General features: G+C 70.5%; 20 protein-coding genes and 1 tRNA gene. 12 read left to right on the top strand and 9 right to left on the bottom strand.

Translation table 11 applies throughout. The features are described from left to right. Positions 1 to 184: 184 nt before the first annotated feature. Entirely contained in the window at positions 185 to 658 is a 474-nt protein-coding gene (locus ACFWUZ_RS16610) for a response regulator (RefSeq protein WP_384372691.1), read from the bottom strand. Between the two features lie 106 nt (positions 659 to 764). On the opposite strand from ACFWUZ_RS16610, the gene ACFWUZ_RS16605 reads away from it, so the two are divergent. The 5 genes from ACFWUZ_RS16605 to ACFWUZ_RS16585 all read left to right on the top strand — a co-directional run bounded on the left by ACFWUZ_RS16605 (position 765) and on the right by ACFWUZ_RS16585 (position 8,333). Continuing rightward, positions 765 to 836: transfer RNA gene (locus ACFWUZ_RS16605), tRNA-Arg, on the top strand. Positions 837 to 950: 114 nt separating this feature from the next. Further along, positions 951 to 4,511 (top strand): DEAD/DEAH box helicase family protein, encoded by a 3,561-nt coding sequence (locus tag ACFWUZ_RS16600; RefSeq protein ID WP_384372689.1) that lies wholly within the window; start codon positions 951 to 953, stop codon positions 4,509 to 4,511. A gap of 47 nt (positions 4,512 to 4,558) precedes the next feature. Further along, positions 4,559 to 6,052: a restriction endonuclease subunit S gene (locus ACFWUZ_RS16595; RefSeq protein WP_384372687.1), complete on the top strand. Its 1,494-nt coding sequence runs from the start codon at positions 4,559 to 4,561 to the stop codon at positions 6,050 to 6,052. Then, positions 6,049 to 7,608, top strand: a complete 1,560-nt coding sequence (locus ACFWUZ_RS16590) for an N-6 DNA methylase (protein WP_384372685.1) — start codon at positions 6,049 to 6,051, stop codon at positions 7,606 to 7,608. The genes ACFWUZ_RS16595 and ACFWUZ_RS16590 overlap by 4 nt, the downstream gene beginning before the upstream one ends. A 74-nt stretch (positions 7,609 to 7,682) precedes the next feature. Continuing rightward, on the top strand, positions 7,683 to 8,333 hold the full coding sequence (locus ACFWUZ_RS16585) for a hypothetical protein (RefSeq protein ID WP_384372683.1): 651 nt from the start codon (positions 7,683 to 7,685) through the stop codon (positions 8,331 to 8,333). Positions 8,334 to 8,387: 54 nt separating this feature from the next. Here ACFWUZ_RS16585 and ACFWUZ_RS16580 read toward each other — a convergent pair whose 3' ends face one another. Together ACFWUZ_RS16580 and ACFWUZ_RS16575 are read right to left on the bottom strand one after the other, a co-directional pair. Next, entirely contained in the window at positions 8,388 to 8,981 is a 594-nt protein-coding gene (locus ACFWUZ_RS16580; RefSeq protein ID WP_384372681.1) for a Uma2 family endonuclease, read from the bottom strand. Positions 8,982 to 9,062: 81 nt separating this feature from the next. Then, positions 9,063 to 9,668 carry an ATP-binding protein gene (locus ACFWUZ_RS16575; protein ID WP_384372679.1) on the bottom strand — a complete coding sequence of 202 codons (606 nt, stop codon included), beginning with the start codon at positions 9,666 to 9,668 and terminating at the stop codon, positions 9,063 to 9,065. Between the two features lie 184 nt (positions 9,669 to 9,852). Here ACFWUZ_RS16575 and ACFWUZ_RS16570 point away from each other — a divergent pair, with 184 nt between their 5' ends. Both ACFWUZ_RS16570 and ACFWUZ_RS16565 read left to right on the top strand, forming a co-directional pair. Next, positions 9,853 to 10,734, top strand: coding sequence for a helix-turn-helix domain-containing protein (locus ACFWUZ_RS16570; RefSeq protein WP_384372677.1), 882 nt, complete (start codon positions 9,853 to 9,855; stop codon positions 10,732 to 10,734). Next, entirely contained in the window at positions 10,731 to 10,934 is a 204-nt protein-coding gene (locus ACFWUZ_RS16565) for a DUF397 domain-containing protein (protein WP_384372675.1), read from the top strand. The genes ACFWUZ_RS16570 and ACFWUZ_RS16565 overlap by 4 nt, the downstream gene beginning before the upstream one ends. Before the next feature lie 76 nt (positions 10,935 to 11,010). On the opposite strand, the gene ACFWUZ_RS16560 is transcribed toward ACFWUZ_RS16565, so the two are convergent. The 3 genes from ACFWUZ_RS16560 to ACFWUZ_RS16550 all read right to left on the bottom strand — a co-directional run bounded on the left by ACFWUZ_RS16560 (position 11,011) and on the right by ACFWUZ_RS16550 (position 16,947). Next, complete coding sequence (locus tag ACFWUZ_RS16560) at positions 11,011 to 13,275, bottom strand: hypothetical protein (protein WP_384372673.1); 2,265 nt, start codon at positions 13,273 to 13,275, stop codon at positions 11,011 to 11,013. A 226-nt stretch (positions 13,276 to 13,501) separates the two neighbouring features. Beyond that, positions 13,502 to 15,979 (bottom strand): helicase-associated domain-containing protein, encoded by a 2,478-nt coding sequence (locus ACFWUZ_RS16555; protein ID WP_384372671.1) that lies wholly within the window; start codon positions 15,977 to 15,979, stop codon positions 13,502 to 13,504. A 722-nt stretch (positions 15,980 to 16,701) separates the two neighbouring features. Beyond that, complete coding sequence (locus ACFWUZ_RS16550; protein WP_384372669.1) at positions 16,702 to 16,947, bottom strand: hypothetical protein; 246 nt, start codon at positions 16,945 to 16,947, stop codon at positions 16,702 to 16,704. Between the two features lie 720 nt (positions 16,948 to 17,667). Between ACFWUZ_RS16550 and ACFWUZ_RS16545 the strand changes: the two genes are divergently transcribed. From ACFWUZ_RS16545 to ACFWUZ_RS16530, 4 genes are all read left to right on the top strand, one after another. Continuing rightward, positions 17,668 to 19,404 (top strand): ATP-dependent endonuclease, encoded by a 1,737-nt coding sequence (locus ACFWUZ_RS16545; RefSeq protein WP_384372667.1) that lies wholly within the window; start codon positions 17,668 to 17,670, stop codon positions 19,402 to 19,404. 225 nt (positions 19,405 to 19,629) lie between these two features. Continuing rightward, a complete protein-coding gene (locus ACFWUZ_RS16540; RefSeq protein WP_384372665.1) occupies positions 19,630 to 20,613 on the top strand; it encodes an XdhC family protein in 984 nt (327 codons plus the stop codon). A gap of 92 nt (positions 20,614 to 20,705) precedes the next feature. Continuing rightward, positions 20,706 to 21,926, top strand: coding sequence for a DUF6745 domain-containing protein (locus ACFWUZ_RS16535; RefSeq protein WP_384372663.1), 1,221 nt, complete (start codon positions 20,706 to 20,708; stop codon positions 21,924 to 21,926). A 38-nt stretch (positions 21,927 to 21,964) separates the two neighbouring features. Beyond that, the gene (locus ACFWUZ_RS16530) at positions 21,965 to 22,447 is read left to right on the top strand and encodes a hypothetical protein (protein WP_384372661.1); all 483 of its coding nucleotides are present in this window, start codon (positions 21,965 to 21,967) and stop codon (positions 22,445 to 22,447) included. A gap of 289 nt (positions 22,448 to 22,736) precedes the next feature. Here ACFWUZ_RS16530 and ACFWUZ_RS16525 read toward each other — a convergent pair whose 3' ends face one another. After that, positions 22,737 to 23,060 carry a plasmid stabilization protein gene (locus tag ACFWUZ_RS16525; RefSeq protein WP_384372659.1) on the bottom strand — a complete coding sequence of 108 codons (324 nt, stop codon included), beginning with the start codon at positions 23,058 to 23,060 and terminating at the stop codon, positions 22,737 to 22,739. A 168-nt stretch (positions 23,061 to 23,228) separates the two neighbouring features. Here ACFWUZ_RS16525 and ACFWUZ_RS16520 point away from each other — a divergent pair, with 168 nt between their 5' ends. Then, positions 23,229 to 23,624: a DUF6479 family protein gene (locus ACFWUZ_RS16520; RefSeq protein WP_384372657.1), complete on the top strand. Its 396-nt coding sequence runs from the start codon at positions 23,229 to 23,231 to the stop codon at positions 23,622 to 23,624. Positions 23,625 to 23,720: 96 nt separating this feature from the next. Here ACFWUZ_RS16520 and ACFWUZ_RS16515 read toward each other — a convergent pair whose 3' ends face one another. Together ACFWUZ_RS16515 and ligD are read right to left on the bottom strand one after the other, a co-directional pair. Beyond that, positions 23,721 to 24,605 carry an ATP-dependent DNA ligase gene (locus tag ACFWUZ_RS16515; protein ID WP_384372985.1) on the bottom strand — a complete coding sequence of 295 codons (885 nt, stop codon included), beginning with the start codon at positions 24,603 to 24,605 and terminating at the stop codon, positions 23,721 to 23,723. Continuing rightward, a complete protein-coding gene (gene ligD / locus ACFWUZ_RS16510; protein WP_384372655.1) occupies positions 24,605 to 25,501 on the bottom strand; it encodes a non-homologous end-joining DNA ligase in 897 nt (298 codons plus the stop codon). The genes ACFWUZ_RS16515 and ligD overlap by 1 nt, the downstream gene beginning before the upstream one ends. Between the last annotated feature and the right edge of the window lie 8 nt (positions 25,502 to 25,509).

Genomic DNA, 25,509 nt, shown 5'->3' with positions numbered 1-25,509 from the left:
GTTCCGCGAAGGGTTTCGCCATATGAACAGGCCCCGTCCGCCCAGGCGCCGCCTACCCCGGTCACGCCTCTCGGCCGGCAGCGCGGCGAGGCACGGGTACGGGCCTGCGCCGGCCCGGAACGGGTCGCCCCAGGAGGTGCCCTGCCGGTCGGGCCGGGCCCGGATCGGCGGGGACGGACGCTCCCTAACCCCTCCCCCGCCCGGCGGGGGTCCCCTTCCACCCGTCGCGCCGGTCCTTGCGCTCGACGAGCCGCCGCACGACGCGCACCAGCTCGGCGGGCTCGAAGGGCTTGGCCACGAAGGCGTCCACCCCGGCCGCGATCCCGGTCTCCACCTCGTTCTGCGTACAGGCACTGACGATGGCCACCGGAAGGTCCCGCGTCCGCGGATCGGCCCGCAGCTGCGCGGCGGTGGCGAACCCGTCCAGACGGGGCATGACCACGTCGAGCGTGATCGCATCGGGGCACACGCGACCCACGACGTCCAGGCATTCGGCACCATCGTTCGCGGTCACGACCTCGAAGCCCTCCAGCTCGAGATTGACCTTGATCAGCTGCCGGATGACCTTGTTGTCGTCGACAACAAGCACCCGGCCCGAGGCGCCTGGCACAACTCGAGAGTAGGTCGAGCCGGGCCCCCGCGTCCGCGTTTTCGGCACTTCCACCCCCTGAGGGCGAAGCACCCCCCTGAACCCGCCAAACCGGTTCCTGATCACCCCGGGGAAGCTGGTAGTGTTCAACCCGTCGCCGCAACACGGCGGACGCGCCCCCGTAGCTCAGGGGATAGAGCAACGGCCTCCGGAGCCGTGTGCGCAGGTTCGAATCCTGCCGGGGGCACTTCGCAGGAAGTGCCAGAGAGACCCTCCAAACAGTGTCACTAGCTGTTCGGAGGGTCTTCTTGTGTTTCGCACCGTGGATACCCGCAGACCAGATTTTCGGGGGGACAACACCGTGGACGACAGGCTTCGCGATTTCGCGAAGGGATCACCGAACTTCGGGGTCCTCTACCAGCACCAGCCCCTACTCTCCCTGTACGGCGCCTCGGCCGAGGCCACGGTGTTCACCCACCCCAACTCATCGCTGGTGCAGGCAGGACAGTTCGGTGAGGTCCTCGCGGAGGAGCTGATCACCCGCATCGGCATGCGGGTCGAGGGAGACCGGCAGATCGACCGGCTGACCGCGCTGACCCGTGCCGGGGTACTCGTCCCCGAGATCCGTGATGACTTCGACCGGTTGCGTCGCGACCGGAACAAGGCCGCGCACAGCCACCTCTTCGACACCGCGCGCGCTTTGGCCGCCGTACGCGTCTGCTACAAGCTGGGCCTCTGGTTCCACGACGCCATCGAGGGCCGGCGTACGGTCGCCCAGTTCGTGCCGCCCACGGACCCCGGTGACACCGCTCAGGTCACGGACCCTGCCGAGCTGGCCGAGCTGCGGGAGGCCCTCGACGGCCACCGCCAGGCGCTGACCCAGGCCCGGACCCGGCTCGCCGAGTCCAGCGACGCTCTCGAAGCTGAGCGCAGGGCACGGGCCGAGGCCGAGCACCTCATCGCCAGCGCCGACGCGAACAAGAGCGAGCTGCTGGCCCGCGTCGAGCAGCTGACCTCGCAGATCGATGAGCTGCGCACCACTCAGCAGGCGAAGTACGAGGCTGCCCGTCAGCAGCCCCGGCAGGTGGACGCCAAGCGCCGCGAGGCGATCATCCACCGTGCGCAGCGGCCGGCCCCGCTCAACGAGGTGCAGGCGCGCGACGCCATCGACGGGATGCTGCGCGCGTCCGGCTGGGTCGTACAGGACCGCGACCAGGTCAACCCGGAGGCGGGTCAGGGCGTGGCGGTCCGCGAGTTCACCCTCGCGACCGGCCGCGCGGACTACGTCCTCTACGTCGAGGGGCACATCGTCGGCGTGGTGGAGGCCAAGCGCGAGGGCGACCACCTGTCCAGCGCCGTCGAGCAGAATGACCGGTACGCGTCGGGAGTCCTGAAGGAGCACCGCCTCGCCGTCTGGCGCGAGGCCGAGCCCTTCGCGTTCCGGTACGCGACCACCGGCACCGAGACGTACTTCATCAACCGCCTCGACCCCGACGCCCGCTCCCGCGAGGTCTTCTCCTTCCACCGGCCCAAGACGGTGGCCGCGTGGATGCGGCGCGCGGAGGAGAACCCGGACGCCCTCACATTCCGCGCGGCTCTGCGCCAACTGCCCGTGCTGGAGGCCAACGGCCTGCGCCTCGCCCAGATCGACGCGATCACCGGTCTGGAGAAGTCCCTGGGTGAGGACCGCGCGCGGGCGCTGATCCAGATGGCGACGGGCGCCGGCAAGACCTTCACGGCCGTGGCGCAGACGTACCGGCTGCTCAAGCACGCCAAGGCGCGCCGGGTCCTGTTTCTCGTGGACCGCAACAACCTGGGCAGGCAGGCGTACGACGAGTTCCGGAAGTTCACGACGCCCGACGACGGCCGCAAGCTCTCCGACATCTACAACGTCGACCGCCTGGGTGCCGCCGGACTCCAGGACACCTCGTCGGTCACCATCTGCACGATCCAGAAGATGTACTCGCTCCTGCGCGGGGAAACCCTCGCCGAGGACGAGCAGGCGGACGAGGCCGCGGACAGCGAGGCGTACGAGGACACGTACGCGACCGACCTGCCGATCGACGTCTCCTACAACCCCGATGTGCCGATCGAGTCCTTCGACCTGATCATCGTGGACGAGTGCCACCGGTCGATCTACGGGCTGTGGCGCGGGGTCCTGGAGTACTTCGACGCGCACCTGGTCGGCCTGACCGCCACGCCCACGCTCCAGACCCTCGGCTTCTTCGGCCGCAACCTGGTCTCCGAGTACACGTATCCGCAGGCGGTGGCGGACGGGGTGAACGTCGACTTCGACGTCGTACGGATGCGGACCGACCTGCGCGAGAACGGCGGCGCGAAGATCGAGTCGGGTACGACGGTACGGATCAAGGACCGCAAGACCCGGCGGCAGCGCTACCAGGAGCTGGACGACGACTTCACGTACACGACCGGGCAGATCGGCCGGTCGGTGGTCACGGTGGACGAGATCCGGGCGGTCCTGACGGCGTACCGGGACAACTGGCAGCGCTGGTTCCCCGGCCGGAGCGAGCTGCCGAAGACGTTGATCTTCGCGGTCGGCGAGGACCACGCCGAGGACGTACTGGCCCAGGTCAAGGAGATCTTCGGGCGCGGGGACGATTTCGCGAAGAAGATCACCTACAAGAGCCGCCAGGCCGGCGAGGACCCGGACGAACTGATCCGCGCGCTGCGGACCTCGCCCCGGATGCGGGTCGCCGTCACCGTCGACATGATCGCGACGGGCACGGACGTGAAGGCCCTGGAGTGCGTCATCTTCCTGCGGGAGGTGCGCAGCGCGGTGCTCTTCGAGCAGATGAAGGGGCGCGGCGCCCGGACCATCGACGCGACGGAGCTCCAGGAGGTCACGCCGGACGCGGACGCGTCGGTGCGCAAGGACCGCTTCGTGCTGGTGGACGCGGTGGGCGTGACGGACTCGCCCCTGGTGGACGCCCGCCCGCTGGTTCCGGCGGGTGAGCGCCAGGTATCGCTGGCGAAGCTCCTCGACAAGGCCGGCACGAAGTCCATCAGCGCGAACGAGGCCGAGATCCTGGCGGGTCGGCTGGCTCGCCTCAACCAGCAGCTGACGACGGAGGAACGCGAGCAGCTGACGCGGGCTGCGGGCGGGCGGACGCTGTCCGAGATCGCCGGGGCGATCGTCAAGGCGGTGGACCCGGACCGGCAGGAGCGCGCGCTGGACGAGGGCGGCCAGGCGGCCGCCCGGCGACTGATCGAGAACGCGATCGCGCCGCTGACGGAGCGGCCTGAGCTGCGGCGGCACATCATCGAGATCCGCCGGGACAAGGACTACGTCTTCGACGAGTTCACGCCCGTCGCGATGACGGCTTTGGACGAGATCCCGCGCGAGGAACGGGCGAAGGAGCATATCGACCGCTGGAGCCGGCTCCTGAAGGAGGAGCGCGACCGCATCACGGCGGTCAGCATCGCCCTGACGAGCCCGCGGTCGGTCTCCCCGGCGGAGACGTACGCGGCGCTCCAGGAACTGGCGCTGGAGATCCGCCGCCCGCACTTCGGGTGGACCCCGAAGGTCCTCTGGACGTACTACGAGGACCTGGGCGCGGCAGCCCACTCCCCCGGCCGTGAGGCGGGCGTACCGGATCTGATCTCCCTGATCCGGTACGAACTGGGCGTGGACGAGGAGCTGCGGCCGTACCGTGAAACGGTGGAGGAGCGCTTCGAGGCGTGGCTGCTGAAGCAGGGCCAGGCCGGGGCGGACTTCTCGGACGAGCAGCTGTGGTGGCTGCGGTCCATACGGGACGTGGTGGCGAGTGACGTCGGCATCAGCACCAAGGAGTTCAACGCGGAGCCCTTCAAGGGGAAGGGCGGGGGCCGCGGCTTCCAGCACGCGTTCCCGGGGCGGGATGTGCGGTCTTTGTTGAGTGAGTTGAATCGAGAATTGGCTTGAGTGACGTGGAACTTCCGGGGGGTTGGGCTGTAGCCGAACTCGGAGATTTGCTGCGCGAACCGTTGCGCAACGGACACTCGGCACGCATCACGACAGAATCCGACGGGATCAGGACCCTCAGCCTGACTGCTGTCACCCTCAATGACTTCAGCGAGAAGTACACGAAAGTCACCTGCGCAGACCCGGAACGCGTGGACGACCTGTGGCTCAAGCCCGGCGACATCCTCATCCAACGGTCGAACACGCCTGACCTCGTCGGAACCTCAGCACTTTACAAGGGGCGCGAGAACTGGGCGATCTACCCAGACCTCCTCATTCGCGTGAGGTTGAACTCCTGCATCACGCCCGAGTTCGCTGCCCTAATGCTGCGCAGCAAGACCGTCCGCGATTACTTCAAGGCGCACGCGAAAGGACTGGCGGGCTCGATGCCGAAGATCGACCAGTCAACCATCGCGAGCGTCAGAATGCCGGTTCCGCCGCTTGCAGAGCAGCACCGCATCGTCGAAGCCCTCGAAGACCACCTCTCCCGCCTCGACGTCGGCATCGCTGAACTGGCCAAGGCTCGGGCGAAGGCCAAGCGACTTTCATCGGTTCTATACGGACGCGCGGTGTCTGGCGGCTTCAGTCGCTCGGTACACGCCGACGAGGCCGTAGACCAGAGTGCTGCTCGCCAGGCGAGCAGCAAGATGGCTGTCCGCCGCTGGAAGCCCGTACAGCCCGTACGGATCCCCGACTACACTCTTCCAAAGAATTGGACGACCGTCAGCCTGGGAGATCTGTCGTACTCATCCGGATACGGCACATCGACCAAGTGCGACTATGGGGCGTCTGGCTATCCGGTTCTGCGTATTCCAAATGTCCAGCAGGGATCACTCGATCTCTCGGACATGAAGTATGCGCTTGACCCCACTCTCGATTTGGCCAAGTTCGCCATCGATCCCGGGGACCTGCTATTCGTTCGTACGAACGGCAGCCCAAGCCTCATCGGCAGGGTGGGCGTCGTGGAGGAATCACTTCCCTACGCCTTTGCGTCCTACTTGATCAGATTCCGCCTCACGCCCGGAATCGTGGAACCGCGCTGGGTTCAACTAGTCACGCAGAGCCCGCTTTGGCGGCAGGCGATCGAGCGGTACGCCGCATCATCGGCTGGCCAGTACAACCTGAGCGCAGAAACTCTCTCTCAGCTTCCAGTGCCACTACCTCCCCTGGCGGTTCAGCAAGAGACTCTCGAAGCTGTGGCCGCAGCCGCGGCTAAGGCCATGCGGCTCTCCGTCGCAACCGACGTCGCCCGGACGCGGGCGGACCACCTGCGCAGTGCACTGCTACAGCGCGCATTCACCGGTCAACTCGTCCCCCAGGACCCCGCCGACGAGCCCGCCTCCGTGCTCCTCGACCGAATCCGGGCCGAGCGCGAAGCTCAGGGCGGCAAGGTCAAACGGGGCACGCGTCGGCCCCGTAAGGCGGCCGAAGCCGCGCCGCACCCGGCCCCCGCATCAACCCCCTCCCCCGCCACCGCCGTTCAGCAGGAGCTTCCGCTGTGACCCCCGCATCCCCCGCCCTGGCGCACGCTCAGACCAACACCCTGGTCGCGAAGCTCTGGAACTACTGCAACGTCCTGCGGGACAACGGCCTGTCCACCATCGAGTACGTCGAGCAGCTCTCGTACCTGCTCTTCCTCAAGATGGCCGACGAGATCGCCTCCGACCCCTTCACCGAGGCCGAAGCCCGGACCGTCGTACCCGCCAAGTACGACTGGCAGTCGCTCGCCTCCAAGAAGGGCATCGAGCTCGAAGTCCACTACCGCGAGATCCTGGCCGAGCTCGGCAAGAGCCCCGGTACCACCCTCGGCCGGATCTTCGCCAAGGCGCAGAACCGGATCACCGAACCCGCCCTCCTCGAAAAGCTCGTGGTCGAGCTGATCGGCAAGGAGGACTGGACGATCCAGGGCACGGACCTCAAGGGCGACGCCTACGAGGGCCTGCTCGCCAAGGGCGCCGAGGACACCAAGACGGGCGCCGGCCAGTACTTCACGCCCCGGGCGCTCATCGATGCCATGGTCGACGTGATGCAGCCCCAGCCGGGCGACACCATCACCGACCCCGCCTGCGGAACCGCCGGCTTCCTCATCGCCGCGCATGCCTACATCCGCAAGCACCACATGCAGAACCTCTCCCGCGAGGAGCGGCTCGCGCTCGGGGACGGCAAGATCTGGGGCAACGAGCTGGTCACCGGTACCGCCCGCCTCGCCGCGATGAACATGCTGCTGCACGGCATCGGTGACGCCGACGGAAAGTCCCTGATCACCGAGGGGGACGCACTCGCCGAACAGCCCAAGCAGCACGCTTCCCTGGTCCTCGCCAACCCGCCCTTCGGCAAGAAGTCCGCGATCACCATCGTCGGCACCGACGGCAAGGCCGACAAGCAGGACATTTCCTACGACCGTGCCGACTTCCGCGCCACCACCACCAATAAGCAGCTGAACTTCCTCCAGCACATCATGTCGCTGATGGAGATGAACGGCCGCGCGGCGGTGGTCCTCCCCGACAACGTGCTCTTCGAGGGTGGGGCCGGCGAAAAGATCCGGCGTCGCCTGCTCGAAGACTTCGACCTCCACACGATCCTTCGTCTGCCCACCGGCATCTTCTACGCGGGCGGCGTCAAAGCCAACGTCCTGTTCTTCGAGAAGAAGCCGCCGCGCAGCGGAGGCGCGCACAACACCTCGAAGCTCTGGGTCTACGACTTCCGCACCGCCAAGCACTTCACCCTCAAGCAGCACCCGCTGACCCGCGCGGCTCTGGAGGAGTTCGTCGAGGCCTACCTGCCGGGCAAGGACCGAAGTGAGCGCGTCGAGACCGAGCGCTTCAAGTGCTTCGACTACGACGAACTCATCGCCCGCGACAAGGTGAACCTCGACATCACCTGGATGAAGGACCCGGCCCTCGACGACGCCGACAGCCTGCTGCCTCCCGAGGTGATCGCTCAGGAGATCGTGGAGGACTTGCAGGCCGCGCTCAGCGAGTTCGCCGCGATCGCGGAGGCGCTCGGTGGCGAGATCGCGGCCGACACTGACGAGATCGAGCCAGCTGAAGGCGCTTAACCGCAACTGAGTTGACCCGTCCCCGTCTCGCCGGAAGTCTTGATCTCGATCAATCAGCGAGACGGGGGCATCCCATGGCAGTTCCGCATCCGCAGACGCGCGAGTTCCAGGCGTTCAAGACCAACATCGAGTACGCCCGGAAGATGGTCCTCGCCGGCCAGAGCCTGGCCGCCTTCCAGTCCCCCGTCTTCGACATCGGTGACTTCTACCGCGCCGCGTGGGTGCAGGCGGTCAGCGCCATCGACCACTGGTTCCACGAGGAGCTGTACCGCCGGGTGGCCGACCTCGCCGCAGCGGACAGTCCTGGAATGCCGTACCAGCTGACGAAGTTCGAGCTGCCGCTGGAGAAGGTCGAGGAGGTACGACGGGGCACCACCACGCTCGCCGACGCCGTGTCCGAGCACGTCAAGGCGAAGTGGGCCAACGCCTCCCTCCAGAACCCGCGCAAGATCAGCGAGGCGCTGAAGCTGGTCACGGAGGAGAACATCTGGGCCAAGGCCGCGGTCCAGCTCAACGAGTGGCACCACGGCCGCACGGGGATGACCGACCAGACGCTGAAGAAGCAGTACATCTCCATCACCGACCGCCGCAACAAGATCGCCCATGACGCGGACCTGTTGGACGGCGATCTCAAGCGGCGGCGCCCGATCTCCGACGCCGACGTGACGGACGCGATCGACTGGGTCGAGCGGATCGCTCTCGCGATCGCCAAGGTTCTCGGCTGACCTCTGGGATGGGTGAGGGCGCTGTGGACTGCTGCCCGTGGCGCCCTCGGCGTCTCAAGCGCCGGGCGGCGTCCCGTACAGGGGGAGGCCCGAAGTGGGCAGGTCGCCGCCGAGGTCGTCGGGCAGCGGGACCGGTTCGCCGTACTTTCCGTGGACGACGCCCTTGTACTCGCCTTCTCCCGGACGGGTGAACAGGGACCACGTGCCCGTGCGCGGGTCGATCTGCAACAGGCGGGCGACACGTGCCGCCGCGTACCACGCGGTCTTCTCGTTGATCCCCCTCAGCCGCTCGCTGGGTGAGATGACCTCTACCGCGAGGGCGATCGCGTCCGCCTCCAGGAGCCAGCCGTCGTCCTCCTTGAAGGCGCGGGGACCGATGGTCAGGTCCGGGGTCGCGTAGTCGTCCGGATCGTCGGGCATTGGGACGGACACGTTCTCGTACGCCTCGTATGCGGCGGCGAGGCTCGGACGGATGGCGTCGCGCAGGTCGATGACGGTCCCGGCGTGCTTGCCGCTCGGGCTCGGGGACATCATGAGGGTGCCCCCGATGATCTCCACGCGCATGCCGGTGGCTTGCTCGATCTGCTCGGCGGCGTCGCGCAGGTGTCCGCGGCGGACGGGGATGGGGTGGTGGGCCGGGTCCGCCACGGTGTCGCCTCCTTGCCTGCGGGGAGTGATTGCGGGGCCTGGGTGTACATCGCACTCGGCACTCGTACGGCGCGTTTCACCTTACGGCAGCCCTCGTACGGACAGCGGTTCCGCAGCGGGCAGGCGCAGCGGCGGGCCTTCGTCCAGGCCGAGGACGACGGTCAGGCCGCCGGTGGCGTGGCGGGCCGTCCGCACGGTACGGACCTCGCGCCACGCGCCCCAGACGCGGATCTGTTGGCCGGGGCTGACCGTGACCGCCGCGACCTCCCTCGTTGACGGGGTGGGGAGGAGGTCGGGGGCCTTCAGCTCCGACCAGACCGTCTTGCCGATGCCGCCCGCGCGTGCGGTGACGCCCCAGCGGTGGCTGAGCGCGTCCACGAGCCGTAGCCCCCGGCCGCGTTCGTCGTCCATGGCGGGGTGGCGGAGTTCCGGCCGGCCGGATCCGGCGTCGCTCACTTCCAGGCGCAGCAGCCCGTCCGTCGAGGAGTGCGCGATCCGTACGCCGACCTGGCGGTCGCTGGGTGCGGGTGCGCGGAGGGCGTTGGTCACGAGTTCGGAGAGGACGAGTTCGGCGGTCTGGAGGAGGTCGTCCCCCGCGCCCCAGTCCCCAAGTAGGGCGTGCAGTGCCGCGCGGGCCCTTGGCGCGCTGCGGGGTCGGCGTGAGAGCCGGAAAGTGACGTCGATCAACCCAGTCATGATGCAACCCCCTGAGGGTCGGCGATCCACCAGCGCCAGGCGGCCGGTGCCGTGTTCATGAGCATGGCCGGGCGTCTCGCCAACTTGCAACGTTGCCAGTAGATTTGTGAGCTAGTTTCGCTCCTTCGAGTTACGGCAGACCCCTGAGGCGTCACGCTCTGCTAGAGGTGTTGACATGGAAGCCAAGAGCACCACCACTCCCTCGACGGTCCTTGGGCGCCAACTTGGTGATGAGTTGAGGCGTTTGCGCGAGGCAGCCAACCTGACGACCGCAGATGCGGCCGAAGCACTCGACTGCACCAAGGGCAAGATCAGCCGCATCGAGAACGGCCGGGTCACGGTCCGACTGCCGGACCTCACCGCCATGCTGCAGGCGTACGGGGTCGCTGACGGAGAAGTGCTACCCCGGCTGAGTGCGCTCGCCAAGAAGGCCAACCGCCGCCGCAGGGAGAGCTGGTGGAGCCAATACGGCCCGGTTCTCGCCGACACATATCGCGACTTCATCGCGCTGGAAGCGATCGCCGGATCCATCCGTACCTTCCAGGCCCAGCTCATTCCCGGGCTCCTTCAAACCCCCGACTACGTACGTGCGGTGACTGTCGCCTCCCAGCAGTGGCAAACCGGCGACGAGATCGAGAAGTTCGTTCAGGTACGACTCGCGCGACAGGACCGGCTGACTGGCGAGTCGCCTCTTCAGCTCTGGGCTGTGCTTTCGGAAGGTGTACTCCTCCAGCAGGTTGGTGGTCCGCACGTGATGCACGCGCAGTTGCAGCACTTGCTGACCGCCTCCGAGTTGCCCAACGTCACCGTCCAAGTGCTGCCATTTTCACGCGGGGCCCATGCGAGTATGTTCGGCCCGTACGTAGTGCTGGGGTTCCGCGAGGAGGGGGCACTCGACGTGGTGCTGGCGGACAACCCGACCGGATCCATCTGGTTCGAACGGGAAGCGGAGGTTGCCCGTTACCAAGATCTGTTCGACGCTGCACGCACGTCCGCGCTGTCACCCGTCGAGTCCCGCACTGTCATTCAGCGCAGAGCCAAGGAGCACAGAACATGATCAGCGAACGCCATGGGGCGCCCGATCTGACAGGCGCGATGTGGCGCAGCAGTACGTTCAGCGGTGGCAACAACGAGTGCGTCGAGGTCGCCGACAACGTCCCCGGCGTCGTCCCCGTCCGCGACAGCAAGCGGCCCGCCGGGCCTGTGATCGGGTTCGGGGCCGGCGCCTGGCGGGCGTTCGTCACGCAGGTGCGCTGAACGGGCGGCCCGGGGACAGGAGCCGGGCGGGCGCGGGCCCCGGCTCCGCGTGGCCCCGGCCCGGTGTTCACGTCGGTCAGCGCCGCTTGCGTTTCCCGCCCGCGCGCTTGGCGGGCTTCTTCCTGCCCGGAGAGCGGGTCGTACCGCTGGTCTCGAAGGACCGCCAGGCGCGACGGGCCTGTTCGGCGGTGGCGCGGTCGGGGTGGTGTGAGAGCTGCCCTGCCAGGAAGGCGGACGTATACGGGTCCGCCGCCGTGAGGGCGGTGACCAGGGCCGGGCCGCCGCTGGGCCAGGCTGCTGCGGCCTTGTCGAAGACGGCGTGGACTTCGGCGAACAGCTCGGGCTCCTCCTCATTCGGAGACGCCGTCATGCGGTGGTCGAGGGATGCGGCGCTCCGTACGGCTTCGAGCGCGTCGAGCAGGTACACCGCGCGGGCCGACAACGGAACGGCTGAGGGGTCGGGCGCCTGGCCGCGTGCGTGCAGGGTGTGTTCGGCCCAGCCGCCCAGGACCGGGTCGGCCAGCAGTGTGTACAGGGCCTCGTCGGGCACGGCCATCGCGTCGAGAGCGGCGAGCAGCGCCCGCCGCCTCGCGGGCTCGGCCTCGGGGCAGGCGGCGGAGATCGCCGCGAACAGAGGGGTCCATCCGTCGGTGCCCTGTGCGTCCAGCCAATCGCCGATGGTCGGCCGGGCGGCCCGCTTCGGCCACCACTGGGCTGCCGCGACGAGCCGTTCCGCATCCCAGGCGAGCATCTGCTCCCGCGTGGGGAAGACATCGGCGGCGTCGCCTTCGAGACCCACGAGGAGGGTGTCGCGCAGCAGGGCGGAGCCGAGAGGGGTGAGGCTGACGGCGTCTCCGGTGCGCTCGGTGATACCCAGAGCGGCCAGGCGGTCCATCAGGCGCACGAGGCGGGCAGCGGACGGGATCAGATCCGTACGGTCGGACTCGGTGAGTGCCGGGATCCCCAGGACCGCGGACAGGGCTTGGGGGTCGGGCAGTTCGTAGTCTCCGGTGATCGGGACGGACGCGTCGGGGTCGCTCTCATGGCCCGGCGGCACGAACCACATGTCGTTCAGGGCGGCCACGCGGGCCACGGACTGCGCCATCCCCGCTTGCTCGCACAGGAGGTAGAGGGTGAGCAGGTGCTCGCCGTCGTACTCCTCCGCGGTCTCTTCCTCCCCGGCCGGCTGTGTCAGCACGACGCCGAGCAGGTTCAGGGTCAGCCCGGTCAGCTCGGCGGGGCCACCCTCACGCCAGGCCTCGGCCGATGGCCCCGCGCTCAACGCGCCGCCCTGCTCCCGCACCAGGAAGCCGCTCGCCAGCGCCAGTTCGCGCGTTCGCTCGTCCGCGCCCTGCGGATCGGCGGCGGCTCGCGCCAGGAGCTGGGGGAGCGGGGCGGAACGCAGCAGCGCGGCCTGCTCCTCCGGGGAGTCCGGCAACGGGGCCGGGGGCAGCGGCGCGAAGGCGTCGCCATTCATCTCCAGGTGCTGGCCGGCCATGGCCTCGACGAGGGCGAGGAGAGGAGTGGGAGCGCTGCCGCCGCCCGGCGCCAGGTGCGCGAAGGGTCCGCGCAGCAGGGCGTCGAGCCCGGCTGCCGTCCAGCGATCCGCGAGCACCGCCGCCTGCGCCTCGTACCAGTCGTCCCTCTCGTCGTCCGGCTTGCCTGCCGGGGCATCGGCGACCAGCAGGCCCTCGCCGGGGCGGGGCCGCACCTGCTCGGCCAGCGCCACGGCCTCCAGCCGTGCGGCGAGCAGCGGACGGGCCTGCCGGGAGCGTTCCGCGCACAGTGCCTCCGCGTATGCCGCCTCGGCGAGCGGTCCGTTCGGAGAGGAGGAGGCGAAGCCGAACGCGGCGTTCCGCTCGGCCTGCGGGCGCGCGGCGAACGCCTCCAGCCAGTCGCGCACAGCCCGGGGATCGGTGGCGTCCACGCCCGCGGCGCGCAGCAGGATTCCGTACAGCCGCGGCCAGGTGAGGCGGCGGGGGCTGGTCATCGCCTGGGTGAAGCCCTCGGCCAGCTCGTGCACCCGCGACACGAGTCTCGCCTGCCGCTTGGCATTGAGGCGGCCGACCTCGTGGGTGTGGTCGACCAGTGCGACCAGCGCGGCCACGAAGGCCGGCAGCTCTTCCTCGGTGGCGCTGACGTACAGCGGGAGCAGGATGTGCAGCAGTTCCTCGGCGAGCTCCTCGGTGGGCTCGGGCAGGCCGGTCCCGCGGCGTGCCTCGCCCAGCGCGAGCAGACCGAGGACGGCCTCGGCCGCCCGCGCGTCCAGCGGGGCGCCTCGCTCTTCGGCCCGGGCGAGGAACGAGTCCAGATCAAGGAGAAGTGGCGTGGCGGTGTTCACCCCGGCAGCCTAGCGACGCGGCACGGCCGCCCGTTCCCATCGGCGAAATCCGGGACGGCGAACGGGACGGCGGCGCGCGAAAGCACATGTACGCCATCGATGCCGTGCACAGCGCCACCGCCCCCCAGCTCGCCCGGCCCTGTCACCGGGCTCACCTCCACACCGATGGACCTGACGGCGTTGTGCGGCGGTCGGGTCACCGTCATCGAGGTCTGACCCACGCGTCCTAGCCGGCCGAGGTGAGTGCGGAGGCCAGGGTGCGGGCGCTGGCCGGGACGCCGCGGGCGGGTTCGCCGTACAGGGGGTGGGCCTGGTCCAGGGTGGGGAGGAGGCTGCGCGCGCGTTCGGCCGGGGCCCGGTCGAGGACCGTGGTGCCGGTTTCGGCTTCCTGGGTGGGGGCGTAGCCGGCGGCGCGCAGGGCGGTGAGGGTCTCCTCGGGCGGTGCTGTGGAGATCAGGACGGTGGGGGCGATCCGGCGGAGGCGGAGTTTGGCCAGGCCGCGGGCCTGGGCCACCTCGGCGATCAGTGCGGTGTCGTCGGAGCGGATGCAGCAGGCGGAGCGGACGACCTTGAGCTTTCCGTGGGTGCGGGCGGTGTCCTTGATCGTGTAGGCCAGCGGCTGCGGCAGTGGGGTGCCCCGTTCGCTCACCTCGGTCAGGCGGTCGAGGAGTTCGTCGGCGCTCCAGCCAGCGTCCAGGGCCCGGCGTACCGAGGCCGCGGTGATGCGCCAGACCACCGCGTGCCCCTCGGACTCGATGTCTCCGGCGGCTGAGAGCAGGTCGGCGAGGGCGGGCGCGGGCGCGCCGGTGACGGTGGCGGTCAGGTCGCTCTGGAAGCGGGCGGTGACGCTGGGCTCGGGCAGGGCTGCGTACAGGGCCTCGCGCAGCGCGGTCACGGCCTGGGCCAGCGCGGGGCGGTGGGCAAGGTCCTCGCCCAGGCCCTCGGAGCCGCGGGCGGCCGGGTCGGCGCCCGCTCCGGGCACGGCCGGGTAGTGGTGGGCGGCGCCCGCCTCCACCAGGTGGCACAGGGCCCGTCCGACGGGGGTGAGCGCGCCGTGGGCGACCACGCCGAGCAGGGCCGCCTCCTCCAGAGTGGCGGCCAGCCGGTCGAGCAGTTCGTCACCGCCGGTCAGGGTTCCGGTGCCGTCCTCGGCCAGGTGGGCGCGCAGGGCGGGCCGGAACCATGCGGCCAGGACCAGGAGTTCGGCGTATCCCTGCGCGTCCCCCGTCAGTCCCTGTCCGTCGGGGAGGGTGGCGAGAGCCCGCAGTACCCCGGTGCGCAGGGTCACGGCGTCCTCGTCGCTCGGGCTGATGAGCGCGACCGGGGTTTCGTCGGGGTCCGGCCAGTGGCTGAGGACCTCGGGGACGACCGCCCAGGCGGCCAGCAGCGGCAGCAGCTTGCCCGCGGGCGGGGCGGCGGCCCAGGCGTCGTAGCGGTCGCTGGGCAGCAGCCGGGCGGAGGGCTTGGGGGCGTTGCTGTTCCGTCGGCCCCGGGTGGCGGGGGCCGGCTCGTCGTCCTGGGGTGAGGCGAGCCCGGCGTTCACGGTGAGGTCGAGCCACAGCCGGGTGTCGGCCTCGTCAGCCCCGGCCGCCTTGGCCAGCCGCCGGGTGTCCCGGACGGCGATCCCACCCGCCTTGCGGATGGCGACCGGCTGGGCGGCCAGCGCCCGCAGGACCAGTTCGGCCCGCCAGGCAGCGGCCGCGGCGGCGGTGCCGCCCTCGCCCTCCCAGCCGGGCGGCAGCGGCGCGGTGGCCGTGAGCGGCTCCGGTTCCAGACGGGGCATGGGTGCCGTGGCTTCGTCGCGGAGCGCACGCGCGACTTCGTACGGAAGCTCCACCAGGTCGGCCCCTACGGGGACCACGAGCCCGCGCGCGGCCAGCCAGTCGGTGCCCTCGTCGCCGCTGCCGCCCTCCCGGAAGACGTACTTGGAGTCCGGGCCCGCGTACTGCGCCCCGGACCGGCTGACGAAGCAGTGCGTGCGCAGCAGGGGCGGACCGGGCACCAGGTGATCCAGCAGCTCCCGGGCGCGGGACGGGGCGTCGGCAACCAGCGCCCGTACGTGGGTGGGGTCGGCGAGGATCTCGGTGATCAGCTCCTGGGCCTGGTCACGGGTACGGGCCGCACCCTCACCGAAGAGGTTCGCGGCGATCCGCTTGACCTCCGGGGCGTTGTAGGCGGCGGTCAGCAGCGTGTCGACGGTGCGCCCGTAACCGTCGAACCCAGTGGCCCGGACATGCAGCAGCGGCGGCAGCGCCAGTTTCCCCTTGGGCGCGGGGAGCAACAGCGCGCGATCCCGCAGCCCGGCGAGCGTGTGCTCCGCCCGCTGGCGCTCCTCCCCCGGCTCGAACCAGGCCAGTACGTCCCGCTCGGGCACCAGTCGGTCCGCGGGCTCCACCGCGGCGACGGGCTTCCGCTGTTGCCAGGGATACCGGGGCCCGTCCTCGGCCTCGCCACCGGCTACGGGACCGTGCCGCTCCAGGGCGAGGGCGGCGATGGAAGCGAGCAATTCCAGTTCTCCGGCGGTGCCCGCCATCAGGCCCTGGCCCACCGACGCGTCGGTGAGCAGGTGTTCGGCGAGCTCGCGGAGGGTGGTGATCCGTCGGTACTCGGCGGCGAGCGGCAGATCCCGCTCCTCCAGCAATGCGGTCAGCCGCTCGGGATCCAGGGTGCCCAGCCATTTCGCGAGGGCAGTACGCGCATTCACCCGGCCAGGCTAGCGCCGTCCGGTCACCCCGCGGAGGTGAACCGGCCGCGTCCCCTCGGACCCCGTGCTCAGTGCCGGCGCAGGCTCCCGCCTCCGGGCCCATCACCTTGCCGCCGCGCGTAGGGGCTTCGGTGCCCGGAGGGTTCTCGGAGGACGGTCGATGCCTACTGCCATGGGGCGCCCGAGGTAGGTACACCACCATGACCACGCTGGCGGTTTCCCTGACTACCGCCAGGCTCGGACAAGGTCTTCCGGACCCCAGTGCGCCGCCTCCGGAGCCGTGTGCGCAGGTTCGAATCCTGCCGGGGGCACTGCGCAGGAAGTGCCCGAAGACCCCGCCATCAGCGAGTCAGCTGAGACGGGGTCTTCGCGTATGCGCGGCCAACTGCCGCCCTGCGCAGCCGTATGACAGCTCTGCGACCTGTGCGCGGCCTGGATCCTGCCGGATCCTCACGGGTCGACCCGGACAACACGCATGCCCCGGGGTTCGCGCTCATCGATGCGGCGGCTACCCACCTGCCGTCGGCATCTCCCCCCTGTTTGCCAGTGAGCTCGGCGACACGGGGAGAGCGCCGAGTACCGGGGGCGGCCGCCGGGGTGGTCGTTCCACCTCGATACCGGTCTCGTCGTGGCCGATGAGCGTGTCGTCCAGGGGAAGGCCTGACGCAGGCCCTTCCCTGGCAGTGCCGATAGGGGAAGGGCCTCAGGGCGTCTGCCCGGTGTTACAGACCCCGGTCCCGGTTCCAGCGGCTCACATGCATCGCGTAGAAGACGTTTCCGATGCCCGCTGTGAAGAGAAACAACCAGAAATGAACCGCGAGCGACTGCCGTCGGCGCCTCGGTCCCACCCCACCGATCATTGCTGCAGCCGATGCCGTGGCGGAGCTGCTGGTGTTGTTGTTGATGATGATGGTCGGAGGCGGCCCGTAATGCGCCTGGGCAGGCTGTTGGTCCGGCGATGTCGTCATGCTGCGTCGACTCCTCGGTGCGCCAATACGTAAGAGAGCGAGACGCACCATAGATGCGCGTATGCGCTTGCTGAGGAGAAATCATCCACGTATCACCCGGCCGAGTGGGCGGCGCGGGAATGCGGCCAGGCCCCGGGGTGGGCGCAGATGTGGTGGCTGCGGGTCAGCACAGGGCCGTCGTCCTGCGACCCGAAGGAGCACACCATGACCTGCACCGGCTCCTGGTGCGGCGGCCCCGTCATCCCCACCCCGTACACGGCCGACCCCGGAGCCCTCTCCCCCCTGTCCCCCGGCTGACCCGGCGACCACCACGGCTACGTCGGCTCACAATCCCTGGGCCCCGACACGAGCCGGAACCCGCTGGCGGCATGTGCGGCGGCGCCGGTGCCCTACCGAAGCCGCTGGGGCCGGATCCCCGAACGCCCCGCGCCGGCGAGTTCGCCGAGAAGTCTCGCCCATGCGCACCCCAGCGCCCTCGCCACACGGCCGGGTGCCTGTAGTGACCGCGGCTGCGGGAGCGTTGCGACCTCAGAGAGTTGCCTCGAGCCTCTCCGCCGCCCGTCCGCACGCAGGCCCGGGTGCGGGCGGTGGGCCATTGCACCCCGGAGGGCTGCAAAAGGACAAAAGGCGTACGGTGGCGGGTCGCCCTCTCCTACGATCGGCCGTCACGGGCTGCTCGAGGGCGACCGCCGGCCCGGTGCGAGGCAGAGAGGGCCCAGGGTGATCAGTCACATCAAGCTGCGGAACTTCAAGGCATTCGAGAATTTCACCATCACACTCAACGAATCGTCACTCCTCGTAGGGCCCAATAGTGCAGGAAAGAGTACGATTCTCTCCGCTTTGAAGTTCGCGGAGGCGTGCTTGAAGAGTGCCAAACGGACCAAGCCTTCACTGAGCCGCCAGCACGGATCCTCCTGGGTTCAGGGTTACCCGATCCCCGTCAAGGATTTCGAGCTGCTCAACGAGAGCGTGCGGCACGAGTTCAGGGAGAACACCGAAACAAGCCTGGAACTGTCATGGAAGAACGGGTCCAAGCTTCGCGCCGTCTGGCCGAACACCGAAGACGAGGCCGATGACACCCCCTACTTCTACCTGACGAACGAAGCCGGCAGGACCCCCAGGTCGCCGAAGCAGGTCAAGGACGAGTACTCCCCCATCGGCATCATTCCCGCACTGACTCCGCTGGAGCACGTGGAGGAGATCTTGACCTCCGATTACGTGAAGAAGAATCAGACCTCGCGGCTCAGCAGTCGACACTTCCGGAACCAACTGCGCTTCCTCAGCGATGAGGACTGGGGCGATTTCCTCGAATTCGCCGAGCCTTGGACGGGTGGAATGGAGATTTCACCTCCGGTCACCCAGTACGGGCCCAAAACGAGCATCGACGTCTTCTACACGGAACCCGGGAGCGGAAAGGAAAAGGAACTCGTCTGGGCAGGTGACGGGGTCCAGATCTGGCTTCAACTCCTTCTCCACATCTACCGTCTGAGGGATGCTCCCACTCTGGTTCTGGATGAGCCCGAGGTGTTCCTCCACGCCGACCTGCAGCGACGACTGATCAGGTTGATCGACTCCCTGGGCATCCAGGTGGTGCTGGCTACGCATTCGAGCGAAGTGCTCGCCGAGGCCGACATCCGATCCATCGTGTGGATCGACAAATCGAAGAGGAACGCCATTCGAGCCCCCAAGAAGGAGGGCATGGAGATCCTCAGTGCGGCTCTGGGTACCGCGTTCAACCTGGGCATGGCGAAGGCCCTTCGAGCCAAGGGCATCGTGTTCGTCGAAGGGAAGGACCTGAGGACGCTTCGCATCCTCGGCAGGAATCTCGGGTTCGCCCACCTCGTAGCCGATATGGACCTGGCGGTCGTACCCATCAACGGCTACTCGAACTGGGGTAACGCCGAAGCGTTCGGCTGGCTGGTGCAGGACTTCCTGAAGAGTTCCGTGGGGTCTCTGGTGATCCTCGACCGCGACTACAGGACGCCTGCGCAGGTGGAGGCCGTACGGGCCAAGCTCACCAAGGCCGGTCTGGACTGCCACGTGTGGGCGAAGAAGGAGCTGGAGAGCTATCTCATCTCCCCTTCTGCCATTTCCCGTCTTTCGAAGTGCCCGGTTCCTGAGGTCGAGCAGACGATCGAGGCACTCATGGAGGAGATGCGCAACGCCGTGTTCGCGCAGTTCAACTGCGAGCGACAGGCCACCGAAAGGTCGGCCAAACTCGACGATGCGACGATCACCGCCACCACCCTCGCGGATTTCGAGGCACGGTGGACTTCCGTCGAGTACCGCCGGTCCGTGTGCCCACCCAAGGGCATCATGTCCGGCCTGAACACGTACTTGCAGAGCAACGGCTACAAGGCCGTATCTTTCGACGCCTTGGCCAAGAACGTCCGCGAGGATGAGGTTCCCGCGGAGATGCTGACCGTGTTGCAGCGGATCAACAGCCTTGCGGAGTAGGGAAAACCGGAGAAATGAGGGGGCCGAGGCGGACCACGGGCCCGACGGGCCGAAGCCGGGCCGGTTCCGGTTCCGGTGGTCTGTACGAGGGGGGTGGGGTGGGGTCTGTGGGTTTGGGGGATGGGTAGGGGTGAGGGGCGTGCATAGGGTGGTTCTTGAGGCCGCACTGTGCCGTTGACCTGGTGCTTTGCGGGGAGTAGCGCGCAGAAGGATGGGGCGGCACAGATGCGTGAGCTGGTGGGTACGGCGCGGCAGTGGATGGCCGAGGGGCGGGCGGGATACCTGGCCCGGCCCGTGACCGAGCAGGGGTTCGGGCCGCGGGATCCGGCGGGAGCCGTGCTCGTCGATGCGCGGGGGGAGTGCGTCGGGGCGCTGTACCGGGGGGTGTTCGACGCCGAGCTGGTCGCCGAGGCCGGTGCCATGACCGCGGGGGACACCGCCCGGGTGTGTGAGGTGTCGGTGCGCGGGGCCGAGGCCGTGGCGGCGAAGCTGACCTGCGGCGGGCAGGCGGAGATCCTGCTCCAGCCGCTCACGGCGGTCCCGGCCGAGTGGTGGGAGCTGCTCGGGCAGGGGGCCGGGGTGGCGTTGGTGACGCGGCTTGACGACACCGCCCGCCAGGCCGTCAGCGAGGTCGTACGGGCCGCGGACACCCCGCGGGACGATGCGGGGCGGCGGGCCGGCGAACTGCTGGCGACCCGGCGCCCCGGGCGGGACGCGCTGTACGGGGATCCGGGGCTGGTGCTCGTGGAGGCGTACCCCTCGGCCCCGTACGTGGTCATCGGCGGCGGCGGCGAGCTGGCCGAGATCATCGAGCGGCAGGCGGCCCTGCTGGGATGGGGCGCCCGGACCGTGGAGGCGGCCGCGGAGGCCGAGAAGGTGCTCGGGGAGCACAAGGACGCCGCCTGCCTGGTGCTGCTCAGCCACGAGCCCGACTTCGACGTCCCGACGCTGCGGGCCGCGCTGGCCCTCGGGATCCCGTACGTGGGGGCGCTGGGTTCCCGGCGGACCACGGCGCGCCGCCGGGAGGGGCTGGTCGCGGCCGGGGTGGGCGAGGCGCAGCTGGGCCTGGTGCACGGGCCGATCGGGCTGGACCTCGGCGCCCGGACCCCCGCGGAGACGGCGCTGGCCATCTGCGCCGAGATCGTGGGCGTGCTCAGCGGGCGCGAGACCCGGGCGCTGCGCGACTCCGACGGCCCGCTGCGGGGGTGATCCGGAAATGGGTTGATGCGGGGCACGGCAGCTGGCACTGTGCCCCGCATGATGATTCTCGATGATCGAAAGGCGGACTCCGCCGGGCGCCTGTGAGCGCCCCGGAGTTCGACCGCGCGCCCGCCCGCCTGGACGAGGCGTGCGGGCTGCGGGACGAGTGGCTGGCGTACGGGCTGAGTGCCCGGCCGGCCCTGCGCGCGGAGGCCGAGGACGCAGTCGGTGAGATCTACCGGCTGCTCGGGGAGGCTCCGCCGCGTTTCGAGTGGGCCGCCTCGCCCGCCGCCGCGCTGGACCTCGTACGGGAGGAACCCGCCTTCCGGCACGCGCCGTTGCGTTACGCCGAGCGGAGCCGGGCGTCGTTCCGGCTCCGGCTGCCGCTGGTGGAGCGGCTCGCCGCCATGGAGTCCGGCCTGCGGGAGCGGCTGGGCGACGCGGCGGACGACCCGTGGCGCAGCGAATGGTCGGCGTCCGGGCCGGTGGCCGCCCCGGTGCCGGCCGCGCAGGCGCTGGCCGGCGGGAAGCCGCTGCGCCAGGTCGTGCGGACGGCGGTGGGTGACGCCCTGCAGGCCTCGGTCTCGGACGCGCTGCGCTCGGTCGTACGCGCCTCCGTGCCCGGGCTGGCCTCCGCATCCGGCCTGATGACCTGGTACGGGCAGCACTCCGCGCACTGGGTCGGCCACTACGACGTCTGCGGCCGGATCGGGCTGGCCCGTTACGCGCCGGACGACGCGCACCTGCTCGCCCTGTGGGCGCGGCTCGCGCGGAGCACCGGCTGGTGGTGGGCGGCCCCGGGGCGGTGCGTGATGGCCGAGCGCCCCGTCGCCGTGCACACGGAGCCGGCGCCCCGGGCGGTGCACGGCGAGATCCGGCTGCACCGGGACGACGGGCCCGCGGTCCGGTACGCGGACGGCAGCGGGGTGCACGTCCTGCACGGCGCGGTGGTGCCGGAGTGGGTGCTCAGCGGGCCGACCGTCGAGCGGATCCACGCCGAGCCGAACGTCGAGGTCCGGCGCAGCGCCATCGAGCGCATCGGCTGGGACGCCTACGTGGCCGAGGCCGGGCTGGAACTCGTCGGGGCCTCCGATGATCCCGGGAATCCGGGGTTCCGGCTGGCGCTGTACGACGTACCGGCCGGGGCGTGGGGCCGGCCCGGCCGGCTGCTCCTGGCCGTGAACGGGTCCGTGGAGCCGGACGGGCGGCGTCGGCGGTACGGGCTCGGGGTCCCGGCCCACATCGACGATCCGCTCGACGCGGCCGGCTGGTCGTACGGGGTGAGCGGGCAGCAGTACGCGCAGCTCGTGCGCAGGACATGACGGCCGGCGATGAACACGACAAGGATGGGGTGGGGAACATGATGACGCTCGGGGAACTGACGGAGCGCACGGGGCTCGACGTCCTGGAGCACCTGGCGCGCGAGACGGCCGTGCCGGTGGTGGACGGGATGCAGGCGCAGGGCGATCTGCTGGTGGTGCCGATGGGGATGCTGGGGAATGTGCGGCTGGGCATGCGCTGGTTCCCGGAGGCGAGATGGCTGGCGGTCCCGCCCCAGGGGGTCGAGCTGCTGCGCAGCACGGGGGGCGGGAACCCGCACACCCTGGTCGCCGACCCCGGGCAGTGCCGGTGGACGTCGGACGTCACGGATCCGACGGACCTGGCGATCGGGGTGCTGGAGGCCGCCGCGGTCGTCCACCTGATCCATCCGGAGCACGGGGCGACGGGCATCGCGCCCGGGCGGTACGTGGTGCGGCGGCAGCGTGAGCGGGCCCTGGGGGCGGCGCCGGGCGGACTGCGGTCGCGGCTGATGCGGGGCGCGAACCAGTTCGTCTGCGACTGACCGGCCACCGGCGCGGGCGGCGGGCTGCGCCCGGGCCGTGCCGTGCGCTGGCCGCCGGGCTCCCCGCACGGACCGGGCGGCCGTGAGAGGAGCCCGCCCGTGCGGGGCCCGGCCCGTGCGGGGCCCCGGGCGGCCCAGCGGCCCGCCGGCCGGGCCCCTGCCCGCAGCTCGGCGTGATCAGGCCGCAGCTCAGCGGGTCTACGGCCCGCAGCTCAGCGCGGTCCGGCCCGGCGCCCAGCGGAGCCCTTGGCCCGCGGCTCGGCAGGCCCCGGCCAGGCCCCGGCCGCGCTCAGCGGCCGAGGGCGCGTTCGAGCTGGGCCTTGTTCATGTCCGAACGGCCGTGGATGTTGCGGCGGCGGGCCTCCGCGTAGAGCTGGTCGTACGTGGGGCCCTGGGCGCCCGAGTGGGAGCGCAGGCCTCCGCGGCGGCCGGAGGAGATGTCCTCCAGGGACTGCCTGCTCGCGGTCTTCGACTCCCCGGCCCGGGCGCGTTCCTTGTTGACCGTGCGGGCGGCGATCTCCTTCGCTTCCTCCTCGGGCATGCCGCGCCGCTCGGCGCTCTCCTTGATGTGCTCGTACTGGCGCTCCCGCTTGGGGGAGGATCCGCGGGGCATCTCCGGGCCTCCTTCCGGAATCGGCAGTCCGGGGCAACGGGATGGAAGATCCGGCAGCGGATCCGGGCTCCCCGTAGCCCCTTGCTCATCGCGCGCGTACCCCGAATGCCGCAACGTATCCAGGCCACAATGGCGCATATCGGACAGAAGTGCGGGAAAATGAGGTCTATGGACACGACCCTGAGCGTGGACTCGACCCTCACCGACATCGCGTGGTTCCTGGTCGTCGGAATCATCGTCGCCGGCTTCCTCCTCGGCGCCTTCTGGCTGGGCAAGAAGGTCCGGTCACAGGAGCCCGCACCGCCCAGCGCCGAGAGCCAGCCACACCTGCCCGAGGGCGGGGCGGTCTACGAGGTCCGCGAGGAACGCGACCACGTGGAGTTCCCCGCGAGCGGCCTGAGGCCGCACGAGATGCAGGGGTACGGGAACTTCGGTTCGACCACCTCCAGCCACCCCGAAGAGGTGCGGGCCCGGCGGGAGTCCGGCTACGCGCATCCGGAGGGCCCGCCGCCGCACGCCCAGCCGGGTGCTCCGCCGGACGCGGGCAGCGGCGCCCACAGCTGACCGGCCCTTCCGCACCTGACCCCCGCCCGCGACGCACCGCCGGCCCCGTTCTCCGGCCCGTCCGGTCCCTCCTCCGACCCGTGCCTCCCGCGCGGGTCAGAGGTCTGTCCGCAGCCGCAGCACCTCCGGCGGCGGGTGGCGCGCCGAGGCGTGCCGGACCTCCGCCGTGAGTGGCGGGTCCAGCGGCCGGAAGGGGACCTCGCCCAGTCCGATCGCGGTGACGGTGGCCCCGGCCGGAGCGGTGGCCGCCCGGGCGCTGACGGCCGCCGCCACCTCCGTACGCAGCGCCGCCGACAGCGGGCTCGACACCAGCGGCGTCTCGTCGCCCACCGGCAGCACCAGCACCAGGGCCACCGGCCGCCGCGGGGTACCGGTGTAGCCGACGACCGCCGCGTCCCGCACGTCCGTGTGGCGCAGCTTCTGCCAGCCGCGGCGGCCGGCCGGGTAGGCCTGGTCGAGCCGTTTGACGACGAGGCCTTCGATACCGCTCGCGGGCAGCGTCTCGTACCAGGTGGCGGCCAGCTCCGGGTCGGTCGTCATCGGCACCGGCTGGAGCGGGGGGCCGAGCGGGAGCAGCAGGTCGACGAGGAGGGCTCGGCGCCGCTCGTACGGGCGTGCCCGCAGGTCGAGTCCGGCCAGCTCCAGTACGTCGAAGGCGGCGTACGAGGCCGGCAGGCTCTGCGCGAGGAGGACGGCCCGCGCGGGGGTGGCCGCCGCCCGGCGCTGGACGAGGGCGAAGTCGGTGCGGCCCGCGTTCCAGACCACGACCTCGCCGTCGAGGACCGTCCCGGCGGGCAACTGCCGTGCGGCCGCGGCCAGGTCCGGGAAGGCACTGGTGACGATCCGGCCGGAGCGGGCCTGGAGCACCACGTCCTGCTCCGAGCGGAGGACGACGAGCCGGTGGCCGTCGAACTTGGGCTCGTAGGCGAGCCCCACCCCGCGCGGCAGGGTGCGTACGGCGGTGGCCAGCGCGACGTGGATCACGTCCGCTCCCCGGGCAGTCTCCCGGCGCGGCCGGGGTCGGTCAGCGGCGCGAAGAGGTCACCGTCGCGCTCCAGCCGGGGAGCGATGTCGTCGGCGAGGAAGACCAGGTCGGCCGGGTCACGGCAGGCTTCGACCTCCGCCCAGGACACCGGGGCGGAGGCCGTGGGACGGGCCCGCGCGCGCAGGGTGTAGGGCGCGGCGGTGGTCTTGGCGGCGGCGTTCTGGCTGTGGTCGACGAACACCTTGCCGGGGCGCAGGGTCTTGGCCATGCGGTGCACGACGAGGCCGGTCAGCTCGCGCTCGGCCTCCTGGGCGATCAGCTTCGCGTATGCGGAGACCTGCTCGGACGGGGTCGGTTCCAGGGCCACGGACAGGTGGAGGCCCTTGGAGCCGGAGGTCTTGGCGTAGGCCTCCAGCCCGTCGGCGGCGAGCCGTTCGCGCAGCCAGAGGGCGGCGGCGCAGCACTCGACGACGGTGGCGGGCGGGCCGGGGTCGAGGTCGACGACGAGCCGGTCGGCGACGGCCGGGCTGCCGGCGGGCCACTGGGGGGTGTGGAACTCCACGACCAGGTTGGCGGCCCACATCAGGGTGGCCATGTCGGCGATGACCACCTGTTCGGCGGAGGGGTCCTCGGAGCGGGGCACGGGGGCGGTCTTCACCCAGTCGGGCGTGCCGGGCGGCGGGTTCTTGGTGAAGAAGAGCTGGCCCTCGGGGCCGTCGGGATAGCGCAGGAACGACACCGGGCGGTCGTGGACGTGGGCGAGGAGGGCGTCCGCGACGGTGGCGTAGTAGTGGAGCACCTCGCCCTTGGTGAATCCGGTCTCCGGGTACAGGACCTTGTCGAGATTGCTGAGCGCGATGCGACGACCCTCCACCAATGTGATCGGCGTCATACGATGAG

It is taken from the genome of Streptomyces sp. NPDC058646 (assembly GCF_042716875.1).
In the GTDB taxonomy this organism is placed as follows: domain Bacteria; phylum Actinomycetota; class Actinomycetes; order Streptomycetales; family Streptomycetaceae; genus Streptomyces.
Note: the sequence above shows the minus strand (reverse complement) of the source record. Positions and strands in the feature narration are given on the sequence as shown.

What these genes read in the sequence shown, in the direction of transcription:
- ACFWUZ_RS16585 (WP_384372683.1), top strand. Translation starts at nt 7,683, where the DNA reads ATGGCAGTTCCGCATCCGCAGACGCGCGAGTTCCAGGCGTTCAAGACC.
- ACFWUZ_RS16530 (WP_384372661.1), top strand. Translation starts at nt 21,965, where the DNA reads ATGATGACGCTCGGGGAACTGACGGAGCGCACGGGGCTCGACGTCCTG.
- ACFWUZ_RS16550 (WP_384372669.1), bottom strand. Translation starts at nt 16,947, where the DNA reads ATGACGACATCGCCGGACCAACAGCCTGCCCAGGCGCATTACGGGCCG.
- ACFWUZ_RS16520 (WP_384372657.1), top strand. Translation starts at nt 23,229, where the DNA reads ATGGACACGACCCTGAGCGTGGACTCGACCCTCACCGACATCGCGTGG.
- ACFWUZ_RS16540 (WP_384372665.1), top strand. Translation starts at nt 19,630, where the DNA reads ATGCGTGAGCTGGTGGGTACGGCGCGGCAGTGGATGGCCGAGGGGCGG.
- ACFWUZ_RS16525 (WP_384372659.1), bottom strand. Translation starts at nt 23,060, where the DNA reads ATGCCCCGCGGATCCTCCCCCAAGCGGGAGCGCCAGTACGAGCACATC.
- ACFWUZ_RS16565 (WP_384372675.1), top strand. Translation starts at nt 10,731, where the DNA reads ATGATCAGCGAACGCCATGGGGCGCCCGATCTGACAGGCGCGATGTGG.
- ligD (WP_384372655.1), bottom strand. Translation starts at nt 25,501, where the DNA reads ATGACGCCGATCACATTGGTGGAGGGTCGTCGCATCGCGCTCAGCAAT.
- ACFWUZ_RS16570 (WP_384372677.1), top strand. Translation starts at nt 9,853, where the DNA reads ATGGAAGCCAAGAGCACCACCACTCCCTCGACGGTCCTTGGGCGCCAA.